Raw genomic sequence first — 12,295 nt, forward strand, 5'->3', positions numbered from 1 at the left:
GTGTCATTTACCGGTCTCCGAGGCGCCCACAGTCGTCTTGCGCATCGCGTTCAGCTTGCGCTCGCTCCAGATGATCAGCACGCCGGCCAGGATCCCGAGCCGCACCGCTTAGAACGGTGCGGCTCGGGATCTCGCCGAAAAAGCTCCACCCGATGGCGATCGTGAAGATCATAGAGCTGTATTCGAACGGCGCCACCACGGACGCATCCGCATGGCTATAGGCGGCGGTCAAGCAGATCTGCCCCAGTCCGCCGATCACACCGATCCCGATCAGCAGGGCGAGGGTCACCGGGGCCGGCAGAACCCAGCCATAGGGAATTATCAGCAGGCTGAGCAGTGCCGACGTGATGATGAACCAGAACACGATCGCCGTTGTCGGCTCGGTCTGCGACAGCTTCCTGATGAAGATATGCGCAAGCGCCGACATGAGGGCGCTTCCAAGCGCCACCACCGCCCCAAGAGCGCGCAGCGGGCCCGACGCGGTGCCCATGTCGGTCAGCTGCGGAGACATGACGACCATCACGCCTGCAAGCCCTAGGCCGACCATCGACAGCCGGAACAAACGCACGTCTTCGCCCAGGAACATGCCCGCGAAGATCACGATCAGCAGCGGTGCGGCAAAGAAGATCGCAGTCGCTTCGGCCAAGGGGCCATCTGAATGAGGCGTCGAACCTCGGCGCCTGGCCCGAAGGCCAGGAGCTTTTGTCAGATTTCCTGGACGAGATCGGAGAGTAGCCATGGACGTTGCAACTGCATTGCTGAGCTTTTCCATTGCCGCGGCTTTGCTGACGATCACACCGGGGCTCGATACAGCCCTCGTTCTGCGGACGGCGGCGGTCGAGGGGCCGCGCCGCGCGATGCTGGCGGGAGCAGGGGTGGTGACCGGGGTGCTGGCATGGGGATTGATTGCGGCTTTGGGGCTCGGTGCTGTGCTGGCCGTGTCGGAACTGGCTTACCGTTGTCTTCAGCTTGCCGGCGCGGCCTACCTGATCTGGCTGGGGATCGGGATGTTGCGGGGGGCGTTGCGTGCGCGAGAGCCGGGCCTGCCCAGGGCCATGGCGCCTTCCGCACCGAATTGGTTCCTGCGCGGGGTGATGACCAACCTTCTTAACCCCAAGGTCGGAGTCTTCTATATTAGCTTCCTGCCGCAGTTTCTGCCCGTGGGCGTTTCGGTGGTGCCGTTCAGCGTCATGCTCGCGGGGATACACGCGTCGATGGGGCTGATTTTCTTTGCAGCGCTGACTGCCGCGACAGTGCCGTTTCAGAATGCCCTGAACGGCCCCCGCCTGCCTCGGCTCCTCGACGGGGTTACACGCCTGCGATGTTGGTTTTGAATCCCACGACCAGGCGTCGGGAATGGCGCATGAGCCGCGACGACATCGCTGCGTTTGAGGCCAGCTACACGACCCCATCGATGTTGTCGGCCGAAACCGGTGCGCACTTGAACACGATTCGGGCCGTTCTGCAGAGCGAGCGGGTCCAGCCGTTCCGACCAAACGGCCTGGATGTCGGACCGGTCTATCTTCGCAACGCTGTTGAGCCGGTTGTGGCACTCCTGAAATCTCAGAGAGGTAAGTGACCGATAGCCACGGGTTGTGCTGAAATACCGTTCTATCCCAGTGTGCTAGAAGTAAACCTCGATACCGCACCCCAAGCCTCTTGACAGGGGGTGTGCATGGAAACCGCCAAAACGTGCAAGCTTATGCTTCATTGGCAATTGTGGGAAGGGGCACATAGTTTTGCCTCTGAGCATCAAAATTTCCTTTTGAATTCAGGGCCCCGAAATCTCAACGCTGAACTGCGCTTGCCTTTTTCGTCAGATAGGTTTGCCTTTGGGGCGACATAAAAAAAGCCGACATAGCCGTCGGCTTTCTTGTAATCTTTGCATCACATACCTTATGAGGCGGATCGCCAAGATGTCCAACAGTCTTGCGTGGATATCTTTCGCATTTATCCTTCAAACAACATGTTTAGCAGCGTATGGGCTGAGATTTTCGAGAGAGCCCTCTTTGTAACCGCTATGAGCGGCAAGATCATTCATCTTCGCGTTAACGAGTCTCCAGACATTCATGCGCATAGCGGTCACATGCGTCTTAAGTTCGGGTTGATCAATGCCGAGCAGTATCATACCTGAAACATCTAATTGAGTCCCCAGCTCCTCCTTGAATGTGCTGTTAGGCGGTAGCAACAGGCTCAGAAAGGACGCGCTTCGAATAGCCTCTATTTTCGTCTGTTCGCTAATCTGATGTCCGCTGGCAAGTATCTCGAGTGCTGAAAGAAGTCTAGATGCCGCATCTCTTATAGAAGTGAGCTCATCAGCAATCAATTTTACCGTACTGTTGGATTTTTCGATGGCCATGATAGCTTGCTTGTGTGTTTCATCAGATTGAAACTTCAACTCGCTAAGCTTATTGGATGCACGTTCCAAGTCTAACTTTAGACGTGCAGCGCGATAGTTCATAAGCACTCCAAAGATAACACCAGAAAGAGTAATTGTTCCAGCTAGCGCACCAGCAATTACTCTTGGATCGCCTAGGGCTTCTAAAATTTCCATGCGTTACATCACCCTTCCTCTTGTGTGGTCTAAATTTCGGGTTGCTTATCTACACTGGCAATAGGCATTGCAGCTTTTCAGTTCGGCCTAACCAAGAGTTTGCTCCTAATTACATGAGGTGCAATGTCAGTCTACGTCGCGGCGGCGAAAGATGATCCGGTTCTCGCCGCTGAAAACGAGTGGTTCGACGCCGTTTTTGTAGAGCTCGCGACAGAGATTGGCGGTATCGCGTCGCAGTTCGCGAGCAAGATCGGCAGCCGAGATGTATTGCTCGCCAAACTGTCCACTTAACCTTCTTTCCATGCTATTTTGGGAACGGAGGACCCCGCCATGGATGGAACACCGAAAGCGACGAAACCCAAGGCTCGTGACGCGAAGACCAAGATCGCGCAAACCCGCATGAGCGTTCTGGAACTGGCGAAAGAACTCGGCAACGTGGCCGAGGCCTGTCGCCAGCGCGGCATGGACCGCACCAGCTTCTACGAGTGGAAACGTCGGTTTCAGACCCACGGCTTCGAGGGGCTGAAGGACCTGCCGCCGATCCACAAGACCCACCCGCAAACGACCCCGCCGGAGACGGTCGAGCGGATCAAGGCGCTGGCGCTCGAACATCCGGCCTATGGCTGCAACCGCTTCGAGGCGATGCTGGCGCTCGAGGGTGTGCGGGTCTCCTCAATCACCATCCAGAAGATCCTGAACGAAAACCGCCTGGGCACGCGCTACGACCGCTGGCTGGCGCTCGAGGAAGCCCATGCGGGCCAGACCATCGAGATCACTGCCGAACAAGCCGCCTTCCTCGAGAAGCAGAACCCGTGCTTCCGGGAAAGACACGTGGAATCAGGCACTCCCGGCGAGCTGCTCTCGGCCGACACCTTCTTCGTCGGCTCGTTGAAGGGGATCGGCAAGGTCTATCTGCACGCGGTCGTCGATACCTTCGGCAGCTACGCCTTCGGCTTCCTGCACGTTTCCAAGCAGCCCGAGGCGGCGGTCGCGGTCCTGCACAACGACGTGCTGCCCTTCTACCGCGCCCTGGACCTGCCGGTGAAGGCGGTGCTGACCGAGCGAGCCATTGAAGGCGCCATTGGTTCGAGCCCAATGGCGAGCGGTCGCGAATTCTGCGGCACCGAAAAGCACCCCTACGAGCTCTATCTCGACCTCAACGCCATCGAGCACCGCCGCACCAAGGTCCGCACGCCGAAGACCAACGGCTTCGTCGAGCGGTTCAACGGCACCGTGCTGGAGGAGTTCTTCCGCGTGAAGATGCGCGAGACCTTCTACGAGACTGTCGAGGCGCTCCAGGCCGATCTCGACGCCTGGCTCGTCCACTACAACACCGAGCGTCCCCATCTCGGCTATCGCAACATGGGCCGCCGGCCCATCGAAACCGTCATGTCATTCGTTAGCCAAGAAGGTTAAGTGGACAAGCAGAAGTCGTTGTTTGGCGCGTGAGATCGCTACAAAGTAAGCTGCGCGTTCCTCTGGCGGCTCGCCCCAAAAGGTTTCCTTTTCGACCCCAAGTATGACCACCGTATCGAATTCCAGGCCCTTACTCTTGTGCACCGACATAATGCGAACCGCGCTGTCACCCGAAAATGAGGCTAGTGCTGTTGATGAGTCCGCCTGGCTCTGCAGCAGCATGTGCGCATGCTCAAGAGTATGGGCGATGAGCTCATCGAAGCGATCGCCGTGGCTATAGTCCGGCGATAAAGAGATGAGACTATCACGCCCAACATTGTCTACCAGTGATATGGCGAGAGCTTGCAAATCGTTCATCTGCCGAAGATCGATCTCATGCGCCGCGATCTTCTTCTTGGTTTCCTTCACGAAGCGATCCCAGCGTGATCGCAGCTGATATTCTCGTTCCTCATCATAGCCGTGATTGAAAACAACCAAGTCAAGCAAACGGCGATAAGCGGAGGCTTGGCGCGAGCCACTTGCGATCAGAAGAAAATCGATGAGTAGTGACGTGATCGGCTCCGACGCTAAATCCTGTTTCGTATCTTCTTCCCGAAACGGAATCTCTTCCGCCTCAAAAGCAGCCACCAGACGCTGACAATAAAGACTTTGTTGTTTGCTGACTAGGATCGCAATCTCAGAGGGCTCAATGCCATCGTCGATCAGCTGGCGAATCCGCTCAGCCAAGCCGCTGGCTTCGTCTTCGTCATCTTCAAATCGAAGAATGCAAACCTCACCCTCGTCGCCAATGATATCGTCATCGTCGAGCGCCGCTGGCGGATCCATCATTTTGATCATCGCATTCTGCATCCGACGGAGAGCTGGCGCGGAACGGAAATTCTGATAGAGATGGCGCGGCAGCGCATCGAAAGCGTTGGCGAAGGTATCGAAGATGCCTTCGAGCGCTCCGGCCCAGCCCATGATGCTTTGCTTGGTATCGCCGACAGCCGTGAGGATTGTCGGGGTGTCGCCGAAACAAGCGAGTATCAGGCGATATTGCTCATCTGTGCAGTCTTGAAACTCATCCAGGAAGACATGGGTATAGGTCTGTCGCACCGCATTTCGGGCGACTAGGCTGTCTTCGATGATCTTGCAAGCGAGCGGCACCATGTCGGCGAATGTGATGGACTGGTGCTGCACTCGGCGCGGGCCAATCGAATAATCAGCGTTTAGCGCATCGTGTCCGCTAAGCACTGGGCGAAACCGGTCAATGATCCGCTTAGCGAAGGCATGGAAGGTGTTGCTATCGAATCGCGCAGCCAGCCCAAGTCCACAGCGTTTCCGGACGCGAGCCTTGAGATTTTGGCTAGCATCAGTCTTGAACGATATGGCGAGGATCCGGCGAGGGTAACGGCATGTTCCAGTGCGAAGCAGGAAGTCGGCACGTTGCGCCAACATTTCAGTCTTGCCAGCACCGGGACCCGCGGTAAGCGCCAAATTTCGCGTAATCTCTGTTGTAGCAGCCAACGCGTTCGGCTCAAGCGTTAAGCCATCCGCGGGAGACCATCGTTCCACTGCAATCATTCAGGTAAGCTTTCGAGTTCATTTTCGACATAGTCGATTAGCGCGGTCATTGCCGCGGGCATGTCCGCGGCAATTTCTGCATCATTAATCGCTGCCATTGCCCGGATATGCCAAGCTGGCTTGCTGCCTATCTTGAAGCGACGGTGGTAGGAATCGAACAGCTCAAGCTGGTCGTCTGTATATTGCCCTTCCACGGCATCGTGATTTTTGCCGAGGACAGCCTTGAGCGTTGTCTCATCTGGTTCTTCGCGCTCTTCATCTTCAACTTGATAGACTTCGGCGAATGCCTCGATCATCATAAAGTCGAGATCAAGCGGCGACGAGAAGAAGACGCCGCGCTCGTTGAAATACTCGAACCAACCATCGTCATCGGTTAAAAGTCTTTCGTCACTATTCCAAGCTGGGATGGTTGCTATTTCATCTTCGTCGATGCCCGCATTATCCACATCGCTATATTTCAAAAGCTGCTTCGCAGCGTACTTGATCCTGCCCCAGCCACCTTGGAAACGAGCAAGGTCGAGATCAAGCAAAGTCGCGTGCGGGATGCCGAGCCCGTGCAGCAACCGCCAAAAATGATTGACGTGGCGTCCACCCAAAGGGACGACCGAGATCGATGCATCATCCGTGAGAACGCCGCGTGCAGCGAGCATCCGCGGCAGGACGACTTCTTCGCTGTCGCCTTCACCCAAAATGACGAACCGGGCGAAGTACAATTCAGGGAATGCGTGTACGGCTTCACGCACATATTTTGCCGCGTCCTCATTTTCCGGGAGAACAACCCGAGCGATAACCGTTCGACGATCGACGTCTAACCTCAGATAGCGAATAGTCTCAGGGGCGACGCGACGCAAAAGTGATGGGGCGTGCGTAGCCACCAGAGTCTGTGCGTTCTGACCGTTTGCAAATTCGGAAATCGCGCGGATCACGCGCCCGAGATAGTGTGGTGAAAGGCTGTTCTCCGGCTCTTCGACCGCGATCAAAGTAAAGATAGCGGGTCGCAGTTTGTCGATGTCGAAAGATATTAGTTCACCGGCAAGCACCTTGTCGCCGATCTCGCGCATTGCGAGCACTAGAGAGATATACAGCAAGGATTGCTGACCGTCGCTTAGTCGTGAGAAGTCTACGAGCGACTCGCCGTGGCCTGGCGTGAAGCTAAGGCTCAGATGGCGGAGAAGCGCGTTCACCTCACTTTGCGCAAAAGAGATTGACGGGTTGGCAAAAAACTCGCCCTTGTGAAGCTGGCCCCAGATGTCGGTCAGCGAATCGCTGATGCCTACGATGGCGGCGTTCCCACTTAGGGCATTGGTAATTTGCGCTGTAAGATCAGAGACCTCAGTTCGCTCAACGCTCCAGTCAGCGGCCCGCAATGCCCGGCCAACTAAGGCGTTGGCTGAGTAAGAGATATGGTCCGATGGATCGCGGCGAGCAGGGAGGTAATGCACCTGAATGGCGTTGCGATCTTGCTTGGAGACCCGGCTTTCCTCTACCGGCAACCCGTCTTCGTCAGCTTCGGTAACGTAGGTGAAGGTTTCCTCGATATCATTGTCCTGATCGAGAGATGCTGCCAAACGGAAGCGGACGCGGACGACCTCGTCTTCGTCCACCATGAGCATATGCGCAAAATTGCCGGGCACCGCGGGCATGTCGACGTTTTCCAACTCAAGCTCTGGAAATTCGAAATCGGCCTCGATCCAAAGACTGCGCTCTGTTGGTGCACGCATCGTGCGCCTCGTCGGCGGGGATATGAAAATCGGAAGTTCTGATCTTACGCTGTGCGGGATCGAGACTGAACATCCTTGCCAGCGCCTGCAGCACCGCTGTCTTACCGGCGCCGTTCGGTCCAAGAATGAACGTTGTATCGTCTAACGCGATTTCTGTTTCGACGCCCCCAAAGCATCGGAAGTTGCATATACGCAAATGCGTGAGCTTCATTGGGTCTTCTCCACTGGAAAAACATACCTTCGAAAATTACTTTGGCGACTGTTTGTTGAATCACCTTCTCTAATTGTCATTTAGAAAGCCACCCTTGCGCTATGCATATTTTACTTCAATCAGACTGACTGGGTACAGATACAGGGGGCCGGATCGAAGGGCGGTCACCTGCGTCCCCCTCTTAGAAGCCGTTCTTGTTCTTCCAACGAAGTGGTCATGCTGATGCTGTCCTACTACCGTTATCCTACACTTTTCCGACTTGGCTTAAGTGCTGGATTTCAGATTTGATAAAAAGCTGCGTCTCAGCAATTGGACTACACACAGAGAGTCCGCTCAGGGCCGCTAAGTTCCGACCCATCCGCAGACCCAGCTCCTAACGAGGGCACTCTGGGAGAGGGATCGTGCGCCTAATTCGTCGACAACGCATACTCCTGTGCGCTACTGGCACAACGCGACATTATAATAGAACGAGGCGGCCGTTGACCACCTATCCTTCCTCTCTGCGTCTTAACGGCTTGGTGCGCACCGGCCCGGTAGACATTTGTCCTCGAGACGTTCGCCTCATCCTAGCGATGATTGATGCCGGACTGAAGGATCAGCAGATCCACGCCTTTTTCAGCCAGCCCGGGCGCGACTTCAATCCTAGAGAGATCTTAGAGCTGCGCTCGACCGATCGATCCAGTCTGCCAACGCCCGCGACCCGCGCGGAGTTGCAAGCCTTTCTCGACGGCTGGAGTACCTATCCTCCCCACTCCTTTCTTGGGCATTATTACGGTGAGCCGGGTTTCTTTGGGAATGCGTGGCAGGTCGCGTATCGCTTTCACCCCGTGGGACAAGGCATGCTCCACTCAGGCGAATTGCGGCAAGGGCGCCGCCGGCCTTTCACTTGGGTATATGATTGCGGCAGCGTTACCGCGGCGGCGCAGGTCGAGAGCGAGCTCGATACTCTATGCGCCGCGCGCAACGCTGCGCCTGGGTCAAAGCCCAGACTCGATTTTGTTGCGCTGTCGCATTTCGACGCGGACCATATCTCTGGCCTCGTCCATCTGCTTGGGCTTTTCGAGGTGAAGATTATCCTCCTGCCATTCCTTGAGCTTTGGCAGCGATTCTGGATCGCGGCATCAGCTGGCGATCTTGCCCCCGCCTTTCTGCAGTTTTTAGTCGATCCCGCCGGCTATCTTCGCGGCGTGGACGGCGGTAGGGAGGCGAGGATCGTTTTTGTGCCGCCGAACTCGGGCGACCCGCCGCCCGCGCTCGACTTAGGTCCGCCTGAAGGTCCACGTGGCGAGCTCGACGACCGACCGATGAAATTACGGCTGGAGACTGACCGCGTCCCGGACGTGGTCGACGGCGAGATCCCCGAGGTGACGGGGCAGCGCCTGTCGGCGGCGGAATTTCTGAAAGTGGGGTCGGTGCTCGACATAGACGGATTATGGGAGTTCGTCCCGTATAACGACGCACACCAAGCCAAGCGTTGCCCGGCGGGTTTCCAGGCGGCCGTCGAGCCGCTGATCAAGACCTTGCTAGACGCCAGCAATCCTGACGACCGGAAAACGGCCCTGGATGCACTTAAGGCACATTATGACACAACCTTCGGCGACAGCGCCTACCGCCGCAATATCATCTCACTGTTCCTGTACGGCGGTCCGGTGTCGGCACCTGCCGCTGCCTATATCGAGACCTGCAGGACCCGACTTGGTGGTATGGCTTGGCGCCATGAACCAGATAGGTCGGGGCTCTCTGCAACCCATTTCTCGATACTGTTCACAGGAGATGGTTCGCTGAACTCAAAGTCGCGTCGGACAGGGTTCGAGAATTTCTTCACGCCCCATGGCCGGCTTGAAAAGGCATCCGTTTTTCAAGTGATGCATCATGGCGCATCCGGGAACTCGTCGCCAGAGGTCGCAGCCCTAGTGGCGCCGTGGGCAAGCATCTTTTGTTCTGACCCCAGCAAGGGCCATAAGCATCCCGATGCTGACGTGTTGCGGCAGTTCTGGCCCTATAAATGCGTCCAAGTCGATGATGCGCACGGCTGGCGGATGCTTGGGGTGTTTGAATTCTAGATCGATAGGGTCGCTCGCGACTGCTGCACGGGCGAGAACGGTTCGAAACGGATGATCGGTCGTCCAACGGCGATGCCGGTATCGTCGCTCTAACGGTGTTTGCCTTGCCTGCGATCACGAGTACCGACAGGCACCGGGATTCCGCGAGAAAAATCGTGAGTACCAGCGGAAATACAACAGAAAACCCAAGGTCCGACAGCACCAGCGAGAGCGCGACCGAGCTTACCAGCGCGAATACATCCAACGGCCTGAGGTGCAAGTGGCCAGTCGCGAGGCTGAGCGGCGCCGCACCGCCGCCAAGCGCAAAGCCTCCCCGCCTTGGCTCACCGACGAGCACCTTGCCGCTATCCGCGCCGTCTACGCAGAAGCCGCCCGCCTCACAGAGGCGACGGGCATCCCGCATCACGTTGACCACATCATTCCGCTGACCCATCCCGACGTGCAAGGCCTGCACGTCCCCTGGAACCTGCAAGTCCTGACCACGTCAGAGAACCAGTCGAAAGGCAACTCCTTCGACGGCACGATGGAAAACGAAGGCTGGCGAACAGCAGTAGGCGTATAACTCGGTTATTGCTCTCTGCCCTACATGCCCAGGGGCGCGATGCAGAATACCGCCTTAGCGGCGCACTCTGCGCGTCTCTCGTCGAGTTGAAGGGGCAATCCCAGGGGCAGCGTCACTCAGCACCGCGAGACGCGATCTTGTCTCGTCGTTTTTCTCTCGATCTCCGCAAGTGTTCTGCCATGCAGGTGACGCAGTAGCCGTCATTTGTGTAGCGCGTTCGGGTTTCGTGTTTCTTGCACGGCGCACCCTCGTATCGCTCGTTGCCCGCGGCCCAAGCGGCAGCACGTTCAGGCGATATGGGGTCGTAGGCAGGAACCGTCCCGCGTTCGATAGCGTTACGAAAGGTGGAGTGGCTCGCGTCGAACTCTTCCGCCAAAATCGTCGTCGCGCGGCTTCTCGGTTCGCCCGCAGCAGCCAACTGCTCGAAGCGGCGCAGCGCGTCAGGCCACCAGGGCCGTTGTTCGATGTGGGGTTGCTTCGCCATAAGTCAGTTATGACCGATTGTGCCAACCTCGCCAATCGTTTAAACGTCGGGGCGCGCCGCAGGCCCCTTAGCTCAACTGGATAGAGCAGTCGACTTCTAATCGACAGGTTGAGGGTTCGAGTCCTTCAGGGGTCGCGCTGTGCGTCAATTTGAAAAGCACCAGATAGTTCTGCCTTTCTCGTCAGAGGATTTGCCTCTGCCGCGCAGACGGGTGCTGTTTTTCCTGCGAAAATCCATGCTGCTTCGATCCGCGCCTTTCGGAGTGTCGATCGCTGCGCAGCTCTTCCCCTGTCAAACCCGAGGATGGCCCATGAGCGACCGTTTCTTCGTCGTGACGGGCGGCCCCGGTGCGGGCAAGACCAGCCTGATCACCGACCTCGCCCGACGCGGCTTCCACACGATCCCCGAATCTGGCCGCGCGATCATTCGCGAGGAGATGGCGCGCGGTGGAGACGCCCTCCCCTGGGCGGACCGCATGGCCTATGAGCTACCCCCCGAAATTCGGACAGTGACGTAAGCTACGATTTGCAGTCTGCTGATCTTCGACGAGAAGGAGATCAGAGATGTCGAAACGCAAGCAGCACGCGCCTGAGTTCAAGGCGAAGGTCGCGCTGGAAGCCCTGAAGGGTGAAGAGACGGCGGCCGAGCTGGCGAGCCGGTTCGGAGTGCATCCGACGATGATCCATCAATGGAAGCGCGCCCTGCTCGAAGGCGCGTCCGGCGTGTTCGAGCGCGGTGGCCGCAAGAGACCCGAGATCGACGAGGAGCAGGTGAAGGAGCTCCACGCCAAGATCGGGGAGCTGGCGGTGGCCAACTCTTTTTTGGAACGAAAGCTGAAGCCCTGGGGCGGGAAGTGAGGCGCGGTATGATCGAGCCTGACCATCCTCAGCTGTCCATCGGTCAGCAGTGCAGGCTGCTGTCGATTGCGCGCTCGTCCTATTACTACGAGCCGAAGGGAGAGACCGCACAGAACCTCGGCCTGATGCGGCAGATCGACGAGCAGTTCCTGGAGACGCCGTTCTTCGGTGTCCGCCAGATGACCTGGCACCTGCGCAATGACGGGCATCTCGTGAACGAGAAGCGAATACGCCGGCTAATGCGCCTCATGGGGCTGATGCCGATTTACCAGAAGCCCAACACGAGCAGGCCGGCGAAAGGACACAAGACCTATCCTTACCTTCTGAAAGGGCTGCACGTGGATCGTCCGAACCAGGTCTGGTGCTCGGACATCACCTACCTGCCCATGCGCCGCGGGTTCCTATACCTCATAGCGATCATGGACTGGCACACGCGCAAGGTTCTATCCTGGCGGATCTCGAACACCCTGGAGGCCGACTTCTGCGTCGAAGCACTGAGCGAGGCCATCCACAAGTTCGGCCCGCCCGAGATCATGAACACGGATCAGGGCAGCCAGTTCACGTCCTTCGCCTGGACCGACCGGCTCCGCCGATCCGGTGTGCGCATCTCGATGGATGGGAAAGGCCGATTCCTCGACAACATCTTCATCGAGCGGCTGTGGCGAACCCTGAAATACGAATGCGTCTACCTGCATGCCTGGGAGACCGGATCAGAGACGAAAGGGGCTATCCGGAAATGGATGACCTTCTACAACCACCAGCGTCCTCACTCAGCCCTCGGCGGCAAGCCACCGGCGCTGGTTTATTGGCAGAGAAATGATATCAAAAAACCCGATCAGCAGGTGCAAAGAGTAGCTTAAATTA

At 57.5% G+C, this 12,295-nt stretch carries 14 protein-coding genes and 1 tRNA gene; 9 read left to right on the plus strand and 6 right to left on the minus strand.

Annotation, left to right across the window (positions count from 1 at the left end; translation table 11 throughout):
- Positions 1-7: 7 nt before the first annotated feature.
- Positions 8-646, minus strand: coding sequence for a DMT family transporter (locus ACK8CO_RS13880; RefSeq protein ID WP_414896992.1), 639 nt, complete (start codon positions 644-646; stop codon positions 8-10).
- 91 nt (positions 647-737) lie between these two features.
- On the opposite strand from ACK8CO_RS13880, the gene ACK8CO_RS13885 reads away from it, so the two are divergent.
- Both ACK8CO_RS13885 and ACK8CO_RS13890 read left to right on the plus strand, forming a co-directional pair.
- A complete protein-coding gene (locus ACK8CO_RS13885) occupies positions 738-1,334 on the plus strand; it encodes a LysE family translocator (protein WP_414896993.1) in 597 nt (198 codons plus the stop codon).
- A 29-nt stretch (positions 1,335-1,363) separates the two neighbouring features.
- Positions 1,364-1,579: a hypothetical protein gene (locus ACK8CO_RS13890; protein ID WP_414896994.1), complete on the plus strand. Its 216-nt coding sequence runs from the start codon at positions 1,364-1,366 to the stop codon at positions 1,577-1,579.
- A gap of 378 nt (positions 1,580-1,957) precedes the next feature.
- On the opposite strand, the gene ACK8CO_RS13895 is transcribed toward ACK8CO_RS13890, so the two are convergent.
- Positions 1,958-2,554, minus strand: coding sequence for a hypothetical protein (locus ACK8CO_RS13895; RefSeq protein ID WP_414896995.1), 597 nt, complete (start codon positions 2,552-2,554; stop codon positions 1,958-1,960).
- Between the two features lie 123 nt (positions 2,555-2,677).
- On the opposite strand from ACK8CO_RS13895, the gene ACK8CO_RS13900 reads away from it, so the two are divergent.
- The gene (locus ACK8CO_RS13900) at positions 2,678-2,845 is read left to right on the plus strand and encodes a hypothetical protein (RefSeq protein ID WP_414896996.1); all 168 of its coding nucleotides are present in this window, start codon (positions 2,678-2,680) and stop codon (positions 2,843-2,845) included.
- 39 nt (positions 2,846-2,884) lie between these two features.
- Complete coding sequence (locus ACK8CO_RS13905) at positions 2,885-3,970, plus strand: integrase core domain-containing protein (protein ID WP_414896997.1); 1,086 nt, start codon at positions 2,885-2,887, stop codon at positions 3,968-3,970.
- Here the strand turns inward: ACK8CO_RS13905 and ACK8CO_RS13910 are convergent.
- The 3 genes from ACK8CO_RS13910 to ACK8CO_RS13920 are packed head-to-tail and all read right to left on the minus strand — an operon-like array spanning position 3,947 to position 7,465.
- Complete coding sequence (locus ACK8CO_RS13910; protein ID WP_414896998.1) at positions 3,947-5,533, minus strand: UvrD-helicase domain-containing protein; 1,587 nt, start codon at positions 5,531-5,533, stop codon at positions 3,947-3,949. The two genes, ACK8CO_RS13905 and ACK8CO_RS13910, sit on opposite strands and share 24 nt — an antisense overlap.
- Positions 5,530-7,254 (minus strand): ATP-dependent nuclease, encoded by a 1,725-nt coding sequence (locus ACK8CO_RS13915; RefSeq protein ID WP_414896999.1) that lies wholly within the window; start codon positions 7,252-7,254, stop codon positions 5,530-5,532. The genes ACK8CO_RS13910 and ACK8CO_RS13915 overlap by 4 nt, the downstream gene beginning before the upstream one ends.
- Positions 7,193-7,465, minus strand: a complete 273-nt coding sequence (locus ACK8CO_RS13920) for an AAA family ATPase (RefSeq protein ID WP_414897000.1) — start codon at positions 7,463-7,465, stop codon at positions 7,193-7,195. The genes ACK8CO_RS13915 and ACK8CO_RS13920 overlap by 62 nt, the downstream gene beginning before the upstream one ends.
- Positions 7,466-7,944: 479 nt before the next feature.
- Here ACK8CO_RS13920 and ACK8CO_RS13925 point away from each other — a divergent pair, with 479 nt between their 5' ends.
- Together ACK8CO_RS13925 and ACK8CO_RS13930 are read left to right on the plus strand one after the other, a co-directional pair.
- Complete coding sequence (locus ACK8CO_RS13925) at positions 7,945-9,528, plus strand: hypothetical protein (RefSeq protein WP_414897001.1); 1,584 nt, start codon at positions 7,945-7,947, stop codon at positions 9,526-9,528.
- A gap of 259 nt (positions 9,529-9,787) precedes the next feature.
- The gene (locus ACK8CO_RS13930; RefSeq protein WP_414897002.1) at positions 9,788-10,090 is read left to right on the plus strand and encodes an HNH endonuclease signature motif containing protein; all 303 of its coding nucleotides are present in this window, start codon (positions 9,788-9,790) and stop codon (positions 10,088-10,090) included.
- 112 nt (positions 10,091-10,202) lie between these two features.
- On the opposite strand, the gene ACK8CO_RS13935 is transcribed toward ACK8CO_RS13930, so the two are convergent.
- Positions 10,203-10,574: a hypothetical protein gene (locus tag ACK8CO_RS13935; protein ID WP_155774078.1), complete on the minus strand. Its 372-nt coding sequence runs from the start codon at positions 10,572-10,574 to the stop codon at positions 10,203-10,205.
- 61 nt (positions 10,575-10,635) lie between these two features.
- On the opposite strand from ACK8CO_RS13935, the gene ACK8CO_RS13940 reads away from it, so the two are divergent.
- From ACK8CO_RS13940 to ACK8CO_RS13950, 3 genes are all read left to right on the plus strand, one after another.
- A tRNA-Arg gene (locus ACK8CO_RS13940) sits at positions 10,636-10,709 on the plus strand.
- Positions 10,710-10,884: 175 nt separating this feature from the next.
- Positions 10,885-11,091, plus strand: coding sequence for an AAA family ATPase (locus ACK8CO_RS13945; protein ID WP_414897003.1), 207 nt, complete (start codon positions 10,885-10,887; stop codon positions 11,089-11,091).
- Positions 11,092-11,137: 46 nt separating this feature from the next.
- A protein-coding gene (locus tag ACK8CO_RS13950) for an IS3 family transposase (protein ID WP_414897004.1) occupies positions 11,138-12,291 on the plus strand; the annotation gives its coding sequence in 2 pieces (ribosomal slippage) (positions 11,138-11,390 and positions 11,390-12,291; 1,155 coding nt in all).
- Positions 12,292-12,295: the final 4 nt, after the last annotated feature.

Origin of the sequence: Rhodovulum sp. HP10 (assembly GCF_047553435.1) — a bacterium.
Taxonomy (GTDB): domain Bacteria; phylum Pseudomonadota; class Alphaproteobacteria; order Rhodobacterales; family Rhodobacteraceae; genus Rhodovulum.

Coding starts and splice junctions, on each gene's coding strand:
- ACK8CO_RS13885 (WP_414896993.1), top strand. CDS start 738: ATGGACGTTGCAACTGCATTGCTGAGCTTTTCCATTGCCGCGGCTTTG.
- ACK8CO_RS13890 (WP_414896994.1), top strand. CDS start 1,364: ATGAGCCGCGACGACATCGCTGCGTTTGAGGCCAGCTACACGACCCCA.
- ACK8CO_RS13895 (WP_414896995.1), bottom strand. CDS start 2,554: ATGGAAATTTTAGAAGCCCTAGGCGATCCAAGAGTAATTGCTGGTGCG.
- ACK8CO_RS13900 (WP_414896996.1), top strand. CDS start 2,678: ATGTCAGTCTACGTCGCGGCGGCGAAAGATGATCCGGTTCTCGCCGCT.
- ACK8CO_RS13905 (WP_414896997.1), top strand. CDS start 2,885: ATGGATGGAACACCGAAAGCGACGAAACCCAAGGCTCGTGACGCGAAG.
- ACK8CO_RS13910 (WP_414896998.1), bottom strand. CDS start 5,533: ATGATTGCAGTGGAACGATGGTCTCCCGCGGATGGCTTAACGCTTGAG.
- ACK8CO_RS13915 (WP_414896999.1), bottom strand. CDS start 7,254: ATGCGTGCACCAACAGAGCGCAGTCTTTGGATCGAGGCCGATTTCGAA.
- ACK8CO_RS13920 (WP_414897000.1), bottom strand. CDS start 7,465: ATGAAGCTCACGCATTTGCGTATATGCAACTTCCGATGCTTTGGGGGC.
- ACK8CO_RS13935 (WP_155774078.1), bottom strand. CDS start 10,574: ATGGCGAAGCAACCCCACATCGAACAACGGCCCTGGTGGCCTGACGCG.
- ACK8CO_RS13945 (WP_414897003.1), top strand. CDS start 10,885: ATGAGCGACCGTTTCTTCGTCGTGACGGGCGGCCCCGGTGCGGGCAAG.